The following is a 19,220-nucleotide window of genomic DNA, read 5'->3' on the forward strand; positions in this document are numbered from 1 at the left end:
TCGGCGTGCCGGCACGGTCCAGAAGATAATTATGCTCGCGGGTCTCCCGTCCACGTATGATGACCACCCGCCCATCCATCGACCTGAAGGCGATCGCACGGGACGCCATGGAGACGTACGGGTTCTCCCCCCGATTCTCCCCGGCCGTCGAGAGGGAGGTCGGCGCAATCGCGGCGCCGGCCGTGCCGCACGGCGTCCGCGACCTCTCGTCCCTCCTCTGGTCGTCCATCGACAACATCGACTCCCTGGACCTCGACCAGATCGAGTGCTGCGAACGCACGGGCCGCGGCGAGATCCTTGTCAGGGTGGCGATCGCCGACGTCGACGCCTCTGTCCCGAGGGCGTCGGCGGCCGATCGGCATGCCGCCCACAACGGCACCTCGGTCTACACCGGGGTCGAGACCTTCCCCATGCTCCCCGACCGTCTCTCGAAGGGGATCACCTCCCTCCTGCCGGGCCCGCCCCGCCTCGCAATCGTCATCGAGTACACCGTCCGCACCGACGGGAGCACCCACAACGGCAAGATCTACCGGGCCCTCGTCCGCAACAGGGCGAAACTCGTCTACGAAGAAGTCGGCGACTGGCTGGAAGACATCGGCGATCCGCCCGCGATCTTTTCCGACGTCCCCGGCCTGGAGGAGCAGGTCCTCCTCCAGCACGAGGCGGCCTGCCACCTGAAAAGATACCGGATAGAGCAGGGGGCGCTCGACCTCGAAACCATCGAGGCGGCGCCCGTGATGGAGGAGGGGACGGTGACCGACCTCGTCGTCCCGCGGCAGAACGCGGCCCGGCGCCTCATCGAGGAGTTCATGATCGGGGCGAACGGGGCGGTGGTGGAGTACCTGGGCAGGGCCGGCGTCCCCATGATCCAGAGGGTCGTCCTGACGCCGAAGAACTGGGACGGGATCGTGGCGACGGCCGCGGAGTACGGCTGGCGCCTGCCGAAGAAACCCAGCGCGAAGGCCCTCTCGAAATTCCTCCTCCGGCGGAAGAAGGCAGACCCCGAACGCTTCCCCGACCTCTCCCTGACGATCGTGAAACTTATCGGGCACGGCATCTACCTGCCCCTCGAACCCGGCGAACCGCCGTACGGCCACTTCGGCCTTGCGGTCACCGACTACACCCACGGCACCGCCCCGAACAGGCGCTATGTCGACGTCGTCATCCAGCGGCTGCTGAAGGCGGCCCTCCAGGGAGAGGAAACCCCATACACCCGCGACGACCTGGAAAACATCGCCGCATGGCTGACCGACAGGGAGAGAGCGTCCGAGAAGGTGGAGAGGTTCATGCGAAAGGCTGCGGCCGCGGTGCTCCTGGAGGACCGGATCGGCGAGACCTTCGACGCCCTCGTCACCGGGGCGTCGGAGAAGGGGACGTACGTCAGGATCGTCTCGCCCCCCGTCGAAGGAAGGGTCATGCAGGGCGAAGGAGGCCTCTCTATCGGGCAGAGGGTCCGCGTCCGCCTGGTACGCACAGACCCGTACAGGGGCTACATCGACTTCGAGCGGGTCGGGAGATGAGGGCGGATGGTGGGATCGCAAACACAGAGGATTGAGACGAACCGCACAGAAATGTTGGCAAGGCTGTTCAACCGATCTCGGCTCACGTGAGCGTCCAGATCGGGCCGAAGATCGTACTGCTGTTGTCGATAGGAACGATCACCACACAGCTGCCACCGTCAATCGCTACATAAGGTATTCTGATGGACACATCTTCAAGAGACAAAGTATCCCATCTGATCCAGCAAGGTGATCTAGTGCTAAAAATTACGAAAGGACTCAAACATCCATTGAAAATCTATTAAACTCCTTACCAACAAAAGACTCCCAGATGCAGAGTTTAGCCAATCTTTAGTAAAACAAAACCTAGGGTCAGGGTCTCCGAGTACCAATAAGTTAGTAAGGGGCAAAACCGGATGAAAATAGCGCAGATTAAAACCAAAAACAGAGAGAAAGAATAGGAAAAAATAAAATATATCACATACCACATACACACAGATATTTTAAGGACAGAGGGTGTAAAAAACGTCAGATTGCAAATTAAACATACTAGCAACCCCAGATTTCGGGGAAAATGTAAAAAGAGAATATTCAGATGCAAAAGAAGATTACGAAAATAAAAGGAAGGACTGTAAAAGAACAGCTTTTCAAAGAGATAAAGACAGAATACTGTATTCTAAAGCGTTCAGAAGAATGATGCACAAAACACAAGTGTGCGTAATTGGTGAAATGAACGAGCACTTAAGAACACGATTAACCCACACGCTTGAAGTATCTCAGATTGCACGAAGTATTGCAAGAGATCTTAATTTAAATGTTGATTTAGCCGAAGCAATAGCATTAGGGCACGATGTAGGCCACACTCCATTTGGTCACGCAGGAGAAAGGGTATTATCAGATTTTTTAATTGGCGAAGACAAAAAAATAGAGAAAGACTTTGACTTAAATTTTACAAAAATAAATATGGGATTTAAACATAATTTTCAAAGTGTCAGAATCCTTACCGAGATTGAAAAAGGATATTACGGAATAACAGGACTAAATTTAACATATCCAGTATTAGAAGGAATATTGAAACATACCAAAATGAAGGTTACAATTAAAAAAGAAGACGAAAAGGAAAAAAAGCTGATAGAATATGAGAATATAACAAATAATCCAAAATATCACATAGATAAAGAATTTTCATGTTCGATAGAGGGTCAAATAGTTGCGTTAGCAGATGAAATCGCACAGGTTTCGCATGACTTAGAAGACGCAATAGAAGCGAATTACGACAGTAGCACAATAATAAGATGTAAATTGAATGAATTAGCAAATAAAGAAGGAAAAATTCCAGATATAGGATCTCAGCAATTTGTTAAAAAGACCAGCAATGGCGAGTATGAGATTGATGAAAAATACTTTAAAAATTTTGTGAGTTATCTAATTGCACAATTGATATATCACGCAGTTACCACAATAGAAAAGAATATGGAACATTATATTGAAAAGAAAAAAAATAGTCCACATATAGGATATCCCGTAGATGAAGATCTGGCTACAGCAGATGTGGTCTACAGGGATTATGAATTATATCAAGACCTTGAAAAGATCAAGAACAAGTATGTTATAAACAACTATAAAATAAATAGAATCGATGGGAAGGCGAGATTCATAATAAGAAGGTTAATAAAAGCATATTTAACAAATCCAAAGCAGTTACCAGATTCTATCTTAAAACTGTATTCTAAAGAATGTACGATTGAAGGATTGTTTGAAAAAATCCCAATCGACCATAATAATGAGAAAAACATAAGATATCTCGATAAAGAATGTTTTGAAGACTTTAAGAAACATATCATTAATGATCCTAAATTTTTACGAGCAATTTGCGACTATATTGCGTCCATGACCGACAATTATGCAATAGAAGAATATCAGAGACTATATAGCGGGGAGATGAATTTCTAAAGATACAAATTGTGTTGGATAGAAAGGGAGTTCAGATAATCAGATGGAAATAGATCCTGAGATCCTCGAAGAGATCCGCCACCGCCAGGCCGCGGTCGAGAGGACGTACTCTCCCTATGCCGCACGGAACACCTCTGCCGTCAGGAAGAATGACGCAAGAGCGGAGGAACCCGTCATCCGCCCGCCCTTCTCCCGCGACGCCGACCGCATCCTCCACTCCCGGGCCTACACCCGGTACATCGACAAGACCCAGGTCTTCTCCCTCATCGACAACGACCACATCACCCACCGCGTCCTCCACGTCCAGCTCGTCTCCAAGGTCGCCCGCACCATCGGCCGGGCCCTCGGCCTCAACGAAGACCTGATCGAGGCCGTCGCCCTCGGCCACGACATCGGGCACGTCCCCTTCGGGCACACCGGGGAGGAGTGCCTGGACGGGATCTGCCGGCGGGCGGAGGTCGGCGCCTTCAGGCACAACGTGCAGAGCGTCCAGTTCCTCGACGCCATCGAAGACCTGGACCTCACCCTCCAGACACTGGACGGCGTCCTCTGCCACGACGGCGAGAGGTTCGTCGGCCGCCTCGTCCCGGCCGGACCAATCTCTGCGGCGTCCCTCAGATCGAAGTGTGAGAAGATCCGGGGAGGGACGTCGGTCCTCCCGTCCACCATGGAAGGGTGCGTCGTCAGGGCCGCGGACGTCATCGCCTATCTCGGCCGCGACCTCCAGGACGCAATCGAGGTCGGGTTGATCGACCGGGACGACGAAGACCTGGCGGCGATCTGCCGGGAGACCTTCGGGATAGACGACTACCGGACGATCACCAGGACGGCCATCGACACCCTCATCAAAGACATCATCACCGAAAGTTTCGGGAAAGCAGAGATCGCCTTCTCGGACGGGGCCGCAGAGGGCGTGAAACAGATGCAGCAATTCAGCATCGACCGCATCTACAACCACCCGCGACTCACCTCCCAGCATGAGAAGATCAGGAGGATGTTCGCCGCCCTCTTCGAGCACTACTCCGCCGACCTCGAAGAGGAGAAGAGGGACTCCGCCATCTACACCGACTACCTCGACGCCCCCTGGGTCTCGCGGGAGTACAGGGAGACGGCGACGGATGGGGAGAAAGTGCGGGACTTCATCGCCGGGATGACAGACCGCTACTTCGCCGAGAGCTTCCGGGCGGTCGTCCTGCCGGAGAGGGTCAGGGGGACATACAGGACTGAGGGGTGACCTGGCCCGTCCGAAAGTTGAAGGGGACGTCACCGTTCGCCGGGTCGATCTCAGCAATGGTGGCACATGAAGTGCATCCGTGAGACCAGGAAGATGAGTCCAGAAGGGGCCACATATCCGGGTACCGATCGTCGAACTATGGCGAAAAAGGTAATACCATTCAAGACAACGGTACCACAATGGCACTCAACGACCGTCCCCCTACCCTCCCGTTCACAGCCATCATCGGCCAGGACCAGATGAAACTCGCCCTCGTTCTCAATGCCATCAACCCGCGGATCGGCGGCGTGCTGATCCGCGGAGAGAAGGGGACCGCGAAGTCCACCGCTGTCCGAGCCCTTTCCGGGGTCCTGCCAGGGATCGCCGTCGTGCAAGGGTGCCCCTTCTCCTGCGACCCCGACGACCAGCCCGCCCTCTGCCCGGCCTGCGCCGCAAAACTCCGCGAGAACGGCGGCCTGGAACGGTCAGAACGCCGGGTCAGGGTCGTCACCCTCCCCCTCGGCGCCACCGAGGACCGGGTCGTCGGGACGCTCGACCTCGAACGGGCGATCCGCGAAGGGGTGGCCGCCCTTGAACCCGGCGTGCTCGCCGCCGCACACCGCGGCATCCTCTACATCGACGAGGTCAACCTCCTCGACGACCATATCGTCGACGTCCTCCTGGACGCGGCCGCAATGGGCGTCAACACCGTCGAGCGCGAGGGGATATCCGTCACCCACCCTGCCCGCTTCATGCTCGTCGGGACTATGAACCCTGAGGAGGGGGAACTCAGGCCCCAGTTGCTCGACCGCTTCGGCCTGACGGTCTCTGTCGAGGGCTTCACCGACCCCGATGCCAGGATGGCGGTCATCGCCGCCGCCGAGACCTGGGACAACGATCCCGCGGCGATGGCAGCGTCATGCGCCGCAGCGCAGGACGACCTCAGGTCGGCGATCACCCGGGCCAGGGCGCTCCTGCCCGGCGTCACGATCGACGACCGCCTCGTCCGCATGGTCGTCGAAGCCTGCATCTCCCTCGGCATCACCACCCACCGCGCCGAGATCACCGTCGTCAGGGCGGCCCGGACGATCGCGGCCTTCCGGGGGCGGAACACCGTCCTCCCGGCCGACGTCCGCGAGGCGATGGCCCTCGCCCTCCCCCACCGGATGCGGAGAAAACCCTTTGAAGAGCCAGGGATCGACCAGCAGGCCCTCGACGACCTGGTGCCCGACACCGAAGACCAGACACCCCAGGACAGCCGCGACGATACCGGCGACGGAGGGGACGAGGGCGACTCCGCCCCGCCCGACGACGGCAGGACAGAGACCAGAGGGATCGGCGCCCCGGTCGCAACAGACCCGATCTGGAAGGAGACTCCCTCCGACCGGACCCTCAGGAAAACCGCACGCGGCCGACGGATTGCCACCCCGACAGAGGACCCCCGGGGCCGACGGACCACCATCACCACGACAGACACCTGGCGCGACATCGCCCTCGACGCCACCCTCCGGGCGGCCGCACCCGCACAGCGGTCCAGAAAGCCCGGCCCCGGCCTCGCCGTCACCGTCCTCCCCGAAGACCTGCGAAAGGCAGGCCGGACAGGCAAGGCAGAGGTCGCCTGCGTCTTCGTCGTCGATGCAAGCGGCTCCATGGGTACTGAAAAAAGGATGGAGTGCGCCAAGGGCGCCGTCTTCTCTCTCCTGGAAGATGCGTACGTCCACCGGGACCGCGTCGGCCTCGTCGCCTTCAGGGGGACAGGCGCAGACCTTGTCCTCCCCCTCTCCAGAAGCGTCGACCTCGCGTACCGCCGCCTCGCAGAAATACCGACAGGCGGCCGGACCCCCCTTGCGGCAGGCCTTGCAAAAGGGATGGACGTCCTCCAGAGAGAGCAGAGGAAACGCCGCGAGGTGGTCCCCCTGATGATGCTCATCTCAGACGGCCGGGCAAACAGCGGGACAGGCCCGGTCAGGGAGGAACTCGCCCGCGTCTCCGGCGAGATCGCAGACGCCGGCATCAGGACCGTTGTCATCGACACCGAGGCGGCGGAGGGCGGCCGAACTCTCTCCCTCGGCTACTGCCGCGAGGTCGCGGAGATGTGCGGCGGGCGGTACTATGCCCTCTCAGACCTCTCCACCGGAGAGATCGAGACGATCGCCCGTTACGAGGGCGGGAGAGTCTTCGGGGCGTGACGCCCCCACTCACACCGTCGCCTTCCTGAACGTCGTCACCGAGACCGCGAGCACGACCACGGCCCCGAGACCGAGCAGGAGAAGGGTCGCCGCCGGGAAGATCCCTGCTTGAAACGCACGTATGGCGTCGATCGCATAGGAGACGGGGTTGAGGTGCGCAAGCACCGCAAGCCATCCGGGCATCACCTCGTAGGGCATCAGGGCACTGCTCGTAAAGAAGAGCGGCATCGAGACGACCGCATTGAAGGCGGCATAGGAGTCGTGGTCTTCGAGGACGAGCGCCACGGTCGTCGTACACGACGAGAGGAGGATGCCGAAGAGGAAGAGGACCCCGTACATCTCGATCAGCAGCACGGGGTCGAGGAGATGCGCCCCGAGAGCGAGCGCAATGACAAGGATCACCGTGGACTGGAGGAGGCCTCTGAGCGTGATGAAGAGGATCTTGCCGGCAAGGATGCTCTCGCGCGGTGCGGGCATCGCCAGGAACTTCGGGAGAAAGCCAAGGACCTTGTCGAACATCAGCAGAGACCCCCCCTGCATCGAGGTGCCGAGCATGGTGAGCACCAGGATGCCGGGCGTGATGAAGTCCAGGTAGTTGTCGGTGAAATTTGTCGGCAATGCAAGCCCGACAAAGATCAGCCAGGCCGCCGGCATCACCAGGGCCGAGACAACCGAGGTCCGCCCGCGGACCCAGCGGCGAAAGTCCCTCTCCAGGTACGTGAAAGTTCGCCTCATCATCGCCTCCGCAGCATCGTCCTGAAACTATGGAAATCAAACGCGGCCGTCTCTTCCTGGGGCCCGACAAGCGCGAGGAACACATCGTCCAGGGTCGGTTGCCGGATCGAGATCGAACTGACCTGCATCCCGGCGGAGGTGAGAGCACGGGCAAGTGCGATCCCGGCTTCTTCGCCGCATTCGGCTTTGAACCTCAATTCATCGCCTTCACGCCTGAGAAACAGGGCGCCCTCGACTGTCTCCCCGGCGTACTCCCCGGAGGCGCGGATCGTCACGATATCGCTGCAGAGGTGGGCCTTCAGCGCCGTCGGCGTATCAGCCGCCGCCACGGCGCCGTGGTCGATGATCGCCACCCGGTCGCAGGCATGGTCTGCCTCGTCCATATAGTGGGTCGTCACGAAGACCGTCATCCCCCGGTTCTTCAGTGTGGTGATATGCTCCCAGATCTTCCGCCTTGCCGCCACGTCCAGACCGATCGTCGGTTCGTCCAGGAAGAGCACCTCGGGGTCGTGCACAAGCGCCTGCGCCAGTTCGAGTCGCCGCCGCATCCCGCCGGAGTATGTCCTGACGAGATCGTCGGCCCGGTCCGAGAGGTCCATCAGGGCGATCGCTTCGTCAGAGGTCTCGTGGGGGCGATCGATCCCGTAGAGTTTTGCAAAAAAAACAACGTTCTCCCGGCCCGTGAGTTTCGGGTCGAGCGCCATGTCCTGCGGGACATAGCTGATCCGCTCGCGGACCCGTTCGGGGTTCCGGGTCACGGAATACCCGCATATCCTCGCATCCCCGGCCGTGGGCTTGAGAAGCGTCGTCAGCATCTTCACCGTCGTCGTCTTCCCCGACCCGTTCGGCCCGAGGAGGCCGAAGATCTCGGTGCCGATATCGAGGTTCAGCCCATCCACGGCCCTGAGATCCCCGAAGGTCCGGGTCAGATTCTCTGTTTCGATCACTGCCATTGTCATCCCTGTACTACGTCCTGTCGCGCCGCCGTGCCGCCCTGATCTCGTCGAGGTTTGCGATGGTCACGCCGCCGCCCTGCACCGGGCCGTCGGCGCCGTCGAGTCGGTCTTCGAGCCACCCCTCCGTCTCCAGATAGGCGTCCCTGAGGCATTCGGCCACCTCGGGGTCCGGACTCCAGAGGCCCCTGCCCTGCGCCTCAAGAAGCCTGCGGCCGATCTCTTCGAGAGCAAAGGGGTTGTTCTCCTGGAAAAAGGACCTGTTCTCCGGATCGAGGACGAAGGTCCGTGCGATCGCATCGAAGATCCGATCGTCCACCTCGCCGGTTGCGGCTTCCCAGCCGTAGACCCTTCCCACCCTCTTTGCAATGTCGCCGGCGCCCTTGTAGCCGTGCCTCTTCATCCCCTCGATCCAGGCCGGGTTGATCAGTTTGGTCCTGACCACCCGGCCGAGTTCGGCGGCGAGGGTCCTGACCTCCACCTGCGAGGGCCTCCTCGTGTCGCCGTAGTACGCGGGGACGCGCTTCCCCGAGAGGGACCGTGCCGCGGCTGTCATGCCGCCGTGCGTCCCGAAGTAGCAGCAGCACCCGCAGAGGTCGTACTCGTCGGTCGCCGTCTTGTTGAAGGTCGCGTCCACGCCTGCAAGGAGGCCGGAGAAGGCATCGCGTTCATCGCGGCCGGGGTTGTCCCTGCCATAGGCATAGCCGTTCCATTCGATAAAAATTCCGGCAAGGTCCTTCTCTTCCTTCCAGGCCGACGAGTAGACCGCAAGGCTCACGCCGTTGCCGTAGGTGCCAGGCCTGCTGGAGAAGATACGCGCCGTCGTGCCCGTCTTCAGGGCGCCGGCACGGATCGGGTTCATCTCCTCGGGTTCGTCGAGGGCGGCGACCGCCGCGATCGCATCGTCGAGCAGTTCGATGCAGGTGAAAAAACAGTCCCTGAGGATCCCGCTCGCCCGCACCGTGATATCGACCCGCGGCCGGCCGAGTTCTTCGAGGGGGATCACCCGGAAAGAGACGACTTTTCCGCCCCGCCAGACAGGTTCGACCCCGATGAGGGCGAGCATCTGGGCGAGTTCCTCGCCGTCGGCCCACATCAGGTCCGACGACATCCAGTACATCGCGATCGAGCGCGGATCCTCCCCGTGCTCCTTGCGATGTCCGGCGATCAGCGCATCGGCGAGTCTCCTCCCGACGGCCCATGCGGCACGGGTGGGGACCGAAGCGGGGTCGAGGGAGTAGAAGTTCCGCCCTGTCGGGAGGACCTCGGGGTGGCCGCGGGTGATCAGGCCCGCGGGGCCGGGTTCGACGAAGCCGCCGTCCAGGGCGTGGAGGAGGCTCTCGATCTCGCCGGAGGCGTCGATCGCCGCGGCCATGCTCAGGGCCTGCTCTGCCAGGGTTGCGACTGCGTCGGCAGTGCCGGGAAGAGGGGGCCTGCCGCAGGCGTCTTCGACCGCCGTCCGGGCGTCGGCACCCCGCAGGACGGCATCGACGAACGCGGCCTCAGCCTCGTCACGCGTCCCGACCGCCGCCGGGTTATCGTCGGGGCCGAAGAGGGCCGAGCCGAGGGCGTCGTCGAACCTGAGCGCCGCCTGGATGAACCTGACGCGGTCGGTCCCTTCGGGGCGGGAGCCGAAGATGTGCATGCCGTCCGGGATCCGGGAGGACGCCACCTTTGCAAGTTCCTGGTGTGTCCTGGCGACGAAGGCCGGGAAGTCCTGCCGACTCGCCTGCAGTCCGGCGAGATCTGTTTCTTCTTCCAGTCCGGCCTCGTGGACGGCATCGAGGATCTGGTGCTCCAGGGCATGGGCGCGGGCAGGGTCACTCTCCCGGGCGCGGCCGTACTCGTCGAGTAATGCCTCCAGGTCCTTGAGTGCGCCATAGAGGCCGGCGGCCTGCATCACGGTCTGCATATGGTCGACGAGCGTCGCGTGGGCCCGGCGTTTGGCGATCGTCCCCTCGGGAGGGTTGTCGGCATTGTAGATGTAGAGGTGCGGGACCGTCCCGATCGCGATGTCGGGGAAACAGCGGCCTGACAGTGCGACAGATTTTCCAGGCAGGAACTCAAGGTTGCCGTGCGTCCCCACATGGATGATCGCGTCGGCGCCAAAGACCCGTTCCAGCCAGCGATAGGTCGCCAGGTACTGGTGGGTGGGCGGGGTCTCCGGGTCGTGGAGGATCCGGCAGACGGTCCCGTCGCACTTCGCCCCGGCGCACCCCCGCTTCGGCTGGACGCAGACGACGGCGTTCCCGAAGCTGACTCCGGTGACGACGATCCGCCCCTCATGGACCATTGCCGGCGGGATACCATCGATCTCTTCGCCGGGCGGCCTGCCCCACGCTGTCTCCATCGTCGACCTGACCACGGGGTCGAGTTCGGCAAACCATGCCACGTACTCGTCAGGGGCGACCTGCGCGAGCGCCCCGCCCGACCGGACGATGGAACCGACAGAGGTCCACCTGAAGTCGCTGATCGCTCGTTTTTCCATGATCAGGTCGATCAATGCTTTCCCGTCGGCCGGGGGATCGACCGCGTAGCCCTTCTCCCTGAGGGCGGCGAGGATCCGGGCAACGCTTTCGAGGGTGTCGAGGTGGGCGCCGGCACCGACGGTCGCTTCGACTGAAGAGCAGGGGTTGTTATGGAGGATAAAGGCGACCTTCCTCTGTGCGGCCGGTTTTTCCCGGAGAGAGAGCCAGGCCTCGACGCGGCGACAGATCCTCTCGATCCGCTCGGGAATCGGGTCGTGCATCCCGGCATCGGATTCCTCCGTCCCGGCAGGAAGCATCTCGATCATCCCTTCGAACTCGGGGAGCGCGATCGACCACCCGACCTCGGCGGCAGGAAGGCCGAGAGAGGAGGCAAGCCATTCCTCCTGGCTCCGGTGGTAGAGAAGCACCGGATGGGCGACAGGGCAGTCGATCTGCCGGGGAAGAGCGCCCGCCGCATCTGCGGTCGGGGCATGGAAGACGGGCTGGAGGTTCAGGACAAAGTCCGTCCCGTCCGCGAACCATTCCGCAGCCACCTCGGCGCCGGGCCGTGCACCGAGTTCCCGGTCGCCCATGGAAAGACAGAAGATCGGGATCACGTCGGCGAAGATCTCGATCCGCCGGACAAGGGCGTCCACGACCCCGCGATCCCCGTTCGCCCAGTAGGTCCGGGAAAAGACGATCCCGACAGAGCAGGGATGGCGCCTCGGCCGCCAGGCGCGGAAGGACGAGACGTCGGCGAAGGGATCGGGGGCGTCAGGGTGATAGATCCCTTCCCAGGGGAGAGAGCTCGGGGGTTCGGGTTCGTCGCCGGACCCGTCCGCGACCGCCCGGAGGTACCGCACCATGAGCCTGAAATTTTCGATGCCGCCGTGGACGACATATGCCGAAACAGCAGCGGCGACCGTGAGGGGGACGGTCGAGAGCGTCCAGAACGCCTCGTCGTGCCCGAAGGAGACGACCGGGATATCGGTGCGTATCTGCGGGATCAGGTCGTCCCAGGCCCGGTCACGGGACGGGTGGAGGAGGACCAGGTCGGCGTCGGCCTGATCGGCAAGGAACCGGCCCCGTGCCGCGGGATCGTCGACTTCATGGGTGCCGGTGACGGCGCAGGACACCCCTTCTTCCGCGGCGGCGGCCCTGAGGAGCACGGCGTCGCTCCCCCAGACAATCGCGACGATCTTCATGCCGTCCCTCCCACAACCGGAAGGCCAGCACAACCCGCATCGCAGGAGACCTCGACGTCGTACATCTCCTCCGGCCGATAGCGAAAGAGGACCGGCAGCCGAAAGCCGGTCGGAATGCGATCGATTCCATTGCCGGGGCGGATGGCAAGAACAGGGGCAATGAAGCGCGGGCCGTTCATAGGAGTATATTTTTCAGCGTATGATAAAAAGATATCATAATTATTTGCAACATTGTGACACCAAATCACACCTCGATAAAAGACGTGTTACCGGCACAGGAAAAGATGCCGCCACTGACAGGACGCACGCGCCTTTTCTCTTTTCACATCCCCGCAAAGACGCACCCGATGCAGATCGCAAGTTCAAGGGCAGTGATGCCACCGATCTCGAACCAGGCCACACCGTCCGGCAGGGCGACCGTCTTCCTCCAGACCGCCAGGATCATCCCGGTCATCAAGAGGATGAGAGCGTTCATGCCGGCGTTGAGGGGGGAGCCTGTAGCAATGAGAAATGCTGTTGCGGCGACCCCAAGAGGGAAGGCGGCCGTGACGCCAAGGAGGACGGGGGCGTTCCTGGGGGAAGGGGCGATCATGGATGGCGGGAATGAGGCAAGATGGAATTTAAAGATTGTGAAATGATGGCCAGGAGGATATGAACGCGAGGGCCCGTGCCATCCATGCCAGAGGCATTATATGCAGGGAGGCGCAGATGCGGCGATCAAGCCGGCGACACATCACAGAAGAAAAAGAATAATTCAGTCAATCGAGCCGTAACGGGGGGCAGGATGAGGGTATCTGTAATTGGCGGCGGGTATGTCGGCGTTGTCACCGCTGCGTGCTTTGCACACCTGGGGCACGGTGTCTCGATCGTCGAGGTCGACGCAGGCAAGGTCAGGACGATCAATGCCGGAGAGCCCCCGATCTATGAGGAAGGGCTCGAAGGACTCCTCAAAGTACATGCCGGGAAGAAACTCGTCGCGGGGACGGAGTACGGGCCTGTTGCCGACTCGGACCTCTCCTTCATCTGCGTCGGGACGCCGCCGGCATGGGACGGGAGTGCCGACCTCTCGTACATCACCGCGGCGTGCCGCTCCATCGGCGAGGTCCTCCGCGGCGGGAAGAAGGCGCACACAGTCGTCGTGAAGAGTACCGTGCCGCCGGGAACGACCGAAAACCTCGTCATCCCCACAGTCAGAGAGGCTTCAGGGCGGAATGACCTCGGCTTTGCGATGAACCCTGAGTTCCTCAGGGAAGGGAGGGCGGTGAAGGACTTCCTCCACCCCGACAGGATCGTCATCGGGAGCACCGACCCCGCGGCAGGTGAGCGGGTTTCGAAGGTGTATCAGGGCCTTGACGCCCCGATCATGCGGACAGGCACCACCGCCGCCGAGATGATCAAGTACGCCTCCAACGCCCTCCTTGCAATGAAGATCTCCTACACCAACGAGATCGGGAACCTCTGCAAGCGCCTCGGCATCGACGTCTACGAGGTGATGCAGGGCGTGGGACTCGACAGGAGGGTCTCCCCCCACTTCCTCAACGCGGGCGCCGGTTTCGGCGGCAGTTGTTTCCCGAAAGACGTCGCCGCCCTCATCCATCTTGCGGAGAGGCACGGGGAGGACCCGGTCCTCCTCCGGTCGGTGATGGAGGTGAACAGGCGGCAACCCCTCCGGATGATCCGGATCCTGAAGGATCGGGTCGGGGATCTGAACAGCAAAAAAATTGCCGTCCTCGGCCTCGCCTTCAAGGACGGCACCGACGACATCAGGGAGTCGCGGGCGGTCCCGGTCATCGAGGCCCTGCTGGAGAGTGGGGCGGCGGTCGCCGCCTACGACCCCCTCGCCGTCCCGAACATGCGCCAGGTCTTCCCGCAGATCGAGTACTGCACCGGGGCCGCAGAGGCCCTGGCCGGTGCCGACGCCTGCCTGCTGATGACAGAGTGGCCGGAGTTTTCCCGCCTCGACGGCGAGTTCGAACTGATGAAGAACCGCGTTGTCATCGAGGGGAGGAGAGTCCTCTCCTGCGACGGGAAGGAGGGCATATGCTGGTAAGACAGGGCCTGATCCCGGCGGCAGGGTCTGGGACGCGCCTCGGGCCCTTCACCAACGCGATCCCGAAAGAACTCCTCCCTGTCGGTGAGAAGGCCGTGATCGAGCACGTGGTCGAGGCGATGGCCGGGGCCGGCATCGAGGAGATCGCCATCGTCGTCTCGCCGCACAAGCACGGCCTCTCCGATTACCTCGGTTCGGGGAAACGCTTCGGCGTCACCTGCACCTATGTCGTCCAGGACGAGCGCCTCGGGCTTGCGAACGCCGTCGCCGCGGGGGAGCACGTCATCGACGGCACCTTCGCCGTCGTCCTCGGCGACAACTTCTTCGCCCCCACGACCTTCCTCGCCGACCTCATCGCTTTCCACACCTCCCGGCATGCCGACGCCACCGTCGGCGTCGCCGAGGTGGCCGACGTCACCCGCCACGGGATCATCAGGCCCGACGGCGACCGCATCCTCGGCATGGTCGAGAAGCCCGCCCCCGAGGAGGCGCCGAGCCGTCTTGGGGCCATCGGCGCCTACGTCTTCGAGAAGAACATCTTCGACGCGATCGGGCGGACAGAGCCCGGCTACAAGGGGGAGTACCAGCTCACCGACTCGATAGGACGGGAGATCGAGGAGGGGAAGAGGGTGCTGTACCGCCAGATCAACGGCATCCACATCGACGTTGGGACCCCGCACGATTTGATGCGGGCGAATGAGTGGTATTTGAGGGAGAACGGGCACGAAAAGAAGGGCCATCCCCGCACCATCCAGGACGGACGACCATGAGAGCCCTTGTTACCGGCGGAGCCGGTTTTATCGGTTCCCACATCATTGCACGGCTGCTCGGCGAGGGACACGAGGTCGTCTGTCTCGACAACTTCGACCCCTACTACGATCCTGCGGTCAAGCGGGAGAATATCGCACCTTTCGCATCAGACATGAACTTCACCCCTGTTGAGGGAGATATCAGAGACTCTCGCCTCCTCGCGCAGGTTCTCGAAGACGTCGATTATGTCTTCCACGAGGCGGCACAGGCAGGGGTCCGCATCTCGGTGGACGACCCGATAAAACCCCATGAGGTAAATGCCACCGGCACCCTCACCCTCCTGCTGGCGGCACGCGATGCCGGCGTCAGGAAGGTCATCTACGCATCCTCGTCCTCCGTCTACGGCACCGTGAAGTACCTCCCCTTCGACGAATATCACCCCACCCTCCCGGTCTCGCCCTACGGCGTCTCCAAGTTGATGGCAGAACACTACTGCCGGGCCTTCGACGATCTCTACGACCTGCCGACCTGTTCGCTCCGGTACTTCACTGTCTACGGCCCCCGCATGAGGCCGGACCTTGCGATCAGCATCTTCACCAGGCATGCACTGAAGAACGAACCCATCACGATCTTCGGGGACGGAGAGAAGACACGCGACTTCACCTACATCGACGACATCGTCGATGCAAACATCATCGCGATGACGAAAGGAAAGGGAGTGTACAATATCGGCGGCGGCCACCGGGTCTCCATCCAGACACTCGCCGAAAAGATCATCGAGATCACCGGGAGCGCGTCTGAGACCAGGTATGCGGAGGCAGTGAAAGGTGATGCAGAACATACCTTCGCCGGGACAGAGAAAGCGAAGAGAGAACTCGGCTGGGCCCCGCAGACGACACTGGAAGAAGGCCTGAAGAGGTACACAGCATGGGTGTCGACCTCTCAGTCGTGATCCCCGCCTACAACGAGGAGGAGAATGTCGTACCCCTGTACAACGAACTGCACGAGGTGCTCCCCGCCCTCGGCATGACCTATGAGATCCTCTTCGTGGACGACGGTTCGACAGACCGCACCTACCAGAGGTTGAAAGAGCTCCATGACCTGGATAACACAGTCAGAATCGTCAAGTTCAGGAGCAACTTCGGCCAGAGCGCGGCGATGAAGGCAGGACTCGATTACGCAGCCGGGGACCGTATCGTCACGATGGACGCGGACCTCCAGAACGATCCCTACGACATCCCGGCACTCCTCCGGAAGATGGACGACGACGAACTCGACGTCGTCTGTGGCTGGAGGTACAACCGTCATGACCCCGCATCCAAGAAGTTCTTCTCGAAGGGTGCAAACCACCTCAGAAAGATCTTCACGCAGGAGACGATCCACGACTCGGGATGCACGCTCAGGGCCTACAGGAGGGAGTGTACCCGGGACCTGGAGTTGTACGGAGAGCTCCACCGGTACATCCCGGCGATGCTCCTCTGGAAGGGGTATCATGTGGGGGAGATGAAGACCAATCACCGGGACCGGTCCTTCGGGAAGAGCAAATACAACTGGGGCCGCCTGTTCAAGGGGTTCCTGGACCTCCAGGTGATCACTTTCTGGCAGAGGTACTCGGTCAGGCCGATGCATGTGTTCGGGGGAGCGGGGATTGTTCTTGGAACATTAGGTTTGATTATCACCGGGTATCTGATTATAATGCGGTTATTTTTTGGTTTTGGACTGTTGGAACGCCCTCTTTTTCTCGCGGGCATGATACTGTTGATCCTTGGAGTACAGTTTGTTGCGATCGGAATTCTGGCAGATATTCTCCTAAAGATCTACTATGGGCAGAACCAGCGAAAGAACTACCTTCTGGAAAAAATTGTATAGACAGGAGGGCCATATTCCGCTTAAATCCGCGGCAATATCTCTCTACAAGAAAGATGAGGGATCTCCATGACATCCGAATTAGTTGATCATTTAACTCGGGTTCAAAAATTTGAGGAAACCGATTTCAGATTGCAGAATCTACGCAGGATGATACAACAAAAAATCAAAGGAAAAAAAGTCCTGGATGCGGGTTGCGGTACCGGCCATATGACCCTGGATTTATTACACCGCGGATATGACGTAACTGCCATAGACTGTTCCCCGGATTTGATACATCTGGTCGAGAGATCCGCCAAAAATCATGGATATAATGTAAAAACCTCCCAATTAAACGTAGAGGATTGCTCCCGATTTGGAGAGAATACTTTTGATACCATCGTATGTTTGGACGTGCTCGAACATATTAAAGATGACAAAAAAGCGCTTCGGAGTCTTCATTTGATATTGCATGATTCCGGGCGATTGATAGTATCAGTTCCATCATTGAAGTCACTGTATGGGGAAAGAGACCTGAAGATTGGACATTATAGGAGATATAGCCGAGACGAACTCATCACAAAAATACAGGATGCAGGTTTTCAGATAGAAGAAATAAGATACTGGAATATTTTGGGTGTATTACCATTTTTCATATCAGAAAAATTGCTCCATACAGCGATTTATGAAGGCATCCGATATTCGAGAGATTCTATCCTCTCAAAAGGATCGAATTCGCTATTAAACATGTGGTTTAGAACCGTCGAAAATAACATTAAACTCCCTCTGGGGCTAAGTTTGATCGTATCATGTAAAAAACAGAGTGAATAATGTCAAAATTAATAGATCGGTATGGGATTTTCAAAATATGTTATTATTCGACGTATTATACCCTCTATGGACTTGTAAAATATCTCCCGCCCCCCATAGGAGATATTCTGAGGTTCATTGTTCTGAGGATATTTTTGATGAAGTTAAACTGGTGGGTCTGGATAAAAGATGGAGTCACAATAACCTTTCCAGAAAACGTTCGAATAGACAAAGACTCAAGCCTGAATGAATATGTATTCATAAACGGATATGGGCGTGTACACATTGGAAATTGTGTTCGTATCGGACACAATACATCAATTATTTCAGAAGACCATGGATTCGATCGTAAAGATATCCCAATCCACCTTCAAAAGAAGAAAGGAAAACCTGTGATTATTCAAGACGATGTATGGATTGGGTGTAACGTAACCGTATTAAGAGGGACTACTATCGGTCAGGGAGCAATTATTGGTGCCGGATCCGTGGTTACTAAAGACATTCCCCCGTATGCTATTGCTGTCGGGAATCCGGCACGGGTTATAAAATATCGATAAATAGCCTGTTTCGGAGAGCGATACTGCCACCGATACCCAGGAGCATGAGATAAATAAAATAGACAATATGATATACAAATCCAGAGTTAATTGCAACCTCATTTGGTAGCCCAACAAGGATAAAACCAACACTCCAGGCCCCTTCAACAGTTCCAAATCCCCCGATTCCCTGAATCGGCAACACAGTTGAAATGATGGCAAAAGTTGATGCAAAGAGAACCAAAAAGAAACCGATATGGATTTCCATCCCACTAACCAGGAGAAATATTAAAAGGTACAAAGAGACCCATATCCCACACGAAACCAGGAAAATGAAGATATACTGATTATTTCCGGTTTCTTTTATCTTTTCGAGGCTCTCCACAGCCTCCTCACCACACTTTAAGATACAATCTCCGAAACGCCATTTAACGAGGTGACATTTATTAAACAAAATATGGATTGCATAAATAAATTTTCTTCCCGAATGGAGCAAAAAAAAAAGAGATAGAACCATTGCGATCATAAAAACCCCCACCATCCACGCCGTTTGAACGAGAGTGGAGGAGATCTCGCCAATTATTATGAAAGAAATGAGAAAACAGATGGTGATTGCAATAAAATCAAATATCCTTGCAATGGTTAAAGTAGAAACCCCTTCCCCAACATTCCTCCCATCCACTTTTTTCAAGAGATAGATATAGGACAATTCCCCGGTTCTGGCCGGCAGAATGCCGTTCACCATATTGTGCACACACACAATCCTGAAGAGAGTGCGTAACCCCACCTCCCGGTTCAGCAGGATATGAAAACGCAGGGCCCTGAAGAAGTAACTGGAGGTGTAGAGGAAGAAACCCGCAACCAGATAGAGGGGGTCGATATTCGCTATGGTGGTGACAATGTCTGAAAGGTCTATCTGGGAGAAAAGAAGCGCAAGCAGTATGATGGTGACGATGAGAGCAACACCTTTGGCAAGGACAGAGTGTTTCACCTCGAAATCACGCACACCATTAA

The 19,220-nt window shown here is 58.5% G+C and carries 15 protein-coding genes; 10 read left to right on the plus strand and 5 right to left on the minus strand.

What is annotated here, in order from left to right:
- The first annotated feature begins 59 nt into the window (after positions 1-59).
- The 4 genes from PHP59_RS03735 to PHP59_RS03750 all read left to right on the plus strand — a co-directional run bounded on the left by PHP59_RS03735 (position 60) and on the right by PHP59_RS03750 (position 6,854).
- Entirely contained in the window at positions 60-1,520 is a 1,461-nt protein-coding gene (locus tag PHP59_RS03735; RefSeq protein ID WP_300163861.1) for an RNB domain-containing ribonuclease, read from the plus strand.
- Between the two features lie 525 nt (positions 1,521-2,045).
- Entirely contained in the window at positions 2,046-3,452 is a 1,407-nt protein-coding gene (dgt, locus tag PHP59_RS03740) for a dGTP triphosphohydrolase (RefSeq protein ID WP_300163864.1), read from the plus strand.
- Positions 3,453-3,495: 43 nt separating this feature from the next.
- Positions 3,496-4,686, plus strand: a complete 1,191-nt coding sequence (locus tag PHP59_RS03745; protein ID WP_300163803.1) for an HD domain-containing protein — start codon at positions 3,496-3,498, stop codon at positions 4,684-4,686.
- A 179-nt stretch (positions 4,687-4,865) separates the two neighbouring features.
- Positions 4,866-6,854, plus strand: coding sequence for a magnesium chelatase subunit D family protein (locus tag PHP59_RS03750; protein ID WP_300163806.1), 1,989 nt, complete (start codon positions 4,866-4,868; stop codon positions 6,852-6,854).
- Positions 6,855-6,863: 9 nt separating this feature from the next.
- Here the strand turns inward: PHP59_RS03750 and PHP59_RS03755 are convergent, their stop codons facing one another.
- The 4 genes from PHP59_RS03755 to PHP59_RS03770 all read right to left on the minus strand — a co-directional run bounded on the left by PHP59_RS03755 (position 6,864) and on the right by PHP59_RS03770 (position 12,807).
- Complete coding sequence (locus PHP59_RS03755; RefSeq protein WP_366943716.1) at positions 6,864-7,592, minus strand: ABC transporter permease; 729 nt, start codon at positions 7,590-7,592, stop codon at positions 6,864-6,866.
- The gene (locus PHP59_RS03760; protein ID WP_300163809.1) at positions 7,589-8,542 is read right to left on the minus strand and encodes an ATP-binding cassette domain-containing protein; all 954 of its coding nucleotides are present in this window, start codon (positions 8,540-8,542) and stop codon (positions 7,589-7,591) included. The genes PHP59_RS03755 and PHP59_RS03760 overlap by 4 nt, the downstream gene beginning before the upstream one ends.
- A gap of 13 nt (positions 8,543-8,555) precedes the next feature.
- Complete coding sequence (locus tag PHP59_RS03765) at positions 8,556-12,215, minus strand: cobaltochelatase subunit CobN (RefSeq protein ID WP_300163812.1); 3,660 nt, start codon at positions 12,213-12,215, stop codon at positions 8,556-8,558.
- A 322-nt stretch (positions 12,216-12,537) separates the two neighbouring features.
- Positions 12,538-12,807: a hypothetical protein gene (locus PHP59_RS03770; RefSeq protein WP_300163814.1), complete on the minus strand. Its 270-nt coding sequence runs from the start codon at positions 12,805-12,807 to the stop codon at positions 12,538-12,540.
- A gap of 192 nt (positions 12,808-12,999) precedes the next feature.
- On the opposite strand from PHP59_RS03770, the gene PHP59_RS03775 reads away from it, so the two are divergent.
- The 6 genes from PHP59_RS03775 to PHP59_RS03800 all read left to right on the plus strand — a co-directional run bounded on the left by PHP59_RS03775 (position 13,000) and on the right by PHP59_RS03800 (position 18,227).
- Positions 13,000-14,265 carry a UDP-glucose/GDP-mannose dehydrogenase family protein gene (locus PHP59_RS03775; protein WP_300163817.1) on the plus strand — a complete coding sequence of 422 codons (1,266 nt, stop codon included), beginning with the start codon at positions 13,000-13,002 and terminating at the stop codon, positions 14,263-14,265.
- Positions 14,256-15,035 (plus strand): sugar phosphate nucleotidyltransferase, encoded by a 780-nt coding sequence (locus PHP59_RS03780; RefSeq protein ID WP_300163820.1) that lies wholly within the window; start codon positions 14,256-14,258, stop codon positions 15,033-15,035. The genes PHP59_RS03775 and PHP59_RS03780 overlap by 10 nt, the downstream gene beginning before the upstream one ends.
- Entirely contained in the window at positions 15,032-15,967 is a 936-nt protein-coding gene (locus tag PHP59_RS03785) for an SDR family oxidoreductase (protein ID WP_300163823.1), read from the plus strand. Before PHP59_RS03780 ends, PHP59_RS03785 begins: the two co-directional genes overlap by 4 nt.
- On the plus strand, positions 15,943-16,884 hold the full coding sequence (locus tag PHP59_RS03790) for a glycosyltransferase family 2 protein (protein ID WP_300163826.1): 942 nt from the start codon (positions 15,943-15,945) through the stop codon (positions 16,882-16,884). The genes PHP59_RS03785 and PHP59_RS03790 overlap by 25 nt, the downstream gene beginning before the upstream one ends.
- A gap of 66 nt (positions 16,885-16,950) precedes the next feature.
- Complete coding sequence (locus PHP59_RS03795) at positions 16,951-17,691, plus strand: class I SAM-dependent methyltransferase (RefSeq protein ID WP_300163829.1); 741 nt, start codon at positions 16,951-16,953, stop codon at positions 17,689-17,691.
- A 137-nt stretch (positions 17,692-17,828) separates the two neighbouring features.
- Entirely contained in the window at positions 17,829-18,227 is a 399-nt protein-coding gene (locus PHP59_RS03800) for an acyltransferase (RefSeq protein ID WP_300163832.1), read from the plus strand.
- On the opposite strand, the gene PHP59_RS03805 is transcribed toward PHP59_RS03800, so the two are convergent.
- Entirely contained in the window at positions 18,211-19,212 is a 1,002-nt protein-coding gene (locus PHP59_RS03805; protein WP_300163835.1) for a lysylphosphatidylglycerol synthase transmembrane domain-containing protein, read from the minus strand. The genes PHP59_RS03800 and PHP59_RS03805 overlap by 17 nt on opposite strands.
- Between the last annotated feature and the right edge of the window lie 8 nt (positions 19,213-19,220).

Origin of the sequence: Methanofollis sp., from assembly GCF_028702905.1 — an archaeon.
Taxonomy (GTDB): Archaea; Halobacteriota; Methanomicrobia; order Methanomicrobiales; family Methanofollaceae; genus Methanofollis.

Coding starts and splice junctions, on each gene's coding strand:
- PHP59_RS03735 (WP_300163861.1), top strand. CDS start 60: ATGACCACCCGCCCATCCATCGACCTGAAGGCGATCGCACGGGACGCC.
- PHP59_RS03745 (WP_300163803.1), top strand. CDS start 3,496: ATGGAAATAGATCCTGAGATCCTCGAAGAGATCCGCCACCGCCAGGCC.
- PHP59_RS03750 (WP_300163806.1), top strand. CDS start 4,866: ATGGCACTCAACGACCGTCCCCCTACCCTCCCGTTCACAGCCATCATC.
- PHP59_RS03755 (WP_366943716.1), bottom strand. CDS start 7,592: ATGATGAGGCGAACTTTCACGTACCTGGAGAGGGACTTTCGCCGCTGG.
- PHP59_RS03760 (WP_300163809.1), bottom strand. CDS start 8,542: ATGGCAGTGATCGAAACAGAGAATCTGACCCGGACCTTCGGGGATCTC.
- PHP59_RS03765 (WP_300163812.1), bottom strand. CDS start 12,215: ATGAAGATCGTCGCGATTGTCTGGGGGAGCGACGCCGTGCTCCTCAGG.
- PHP59_RS03770 (WP_300163814.1), bottom strand. CDS start 12,807: ATGATCGCCCCTTCCCCCAGGAACGCCCCCGTCCTCCTTGGCGTCACG.
- PHP59_RS03775 (WP_300163817.1), top strand. CDS start 13,000: ATGAGGGTATCTGTAATTGGCGGCGGGTATGTCGGCGTTGTCACCGCT.
- PHP59_RS03780 (WP_300163820.1), top strand. CDS start 14,256: ATGCTGGTAAGACAGGGCCTGATCCCGGCGGCAGGGTCTGGGACGCGC.
- PHP59_RS03785 (WP_300163823.1), top strand. CDS start 15,032: ATGAGAGCCCTTGTTACCGGCGGAGCCGGTTTTATCGGTTCCCACATC.
- PHP59_RS03790 (WP_300163826.1), top strand. CDS start 15,943: ATGGGTGTCGACCTCTCAGTCGTGATCCCCGCCTACAACGAGGAGGAG.
- PHP59_RS03795 (WP_300163829.1), top strand. CDS start 16,951: ATGACATCCGAATTAGTTGATCATTTAACTCGGGTTCAAAAATTTGAG.
- PHP59_RS03800 (WP_300163832.1), top strand. CDS start 17,829: ATGAAGTTAAACTGGTGGGTCTGGATAAAAGATGGAGTCACAATAACC.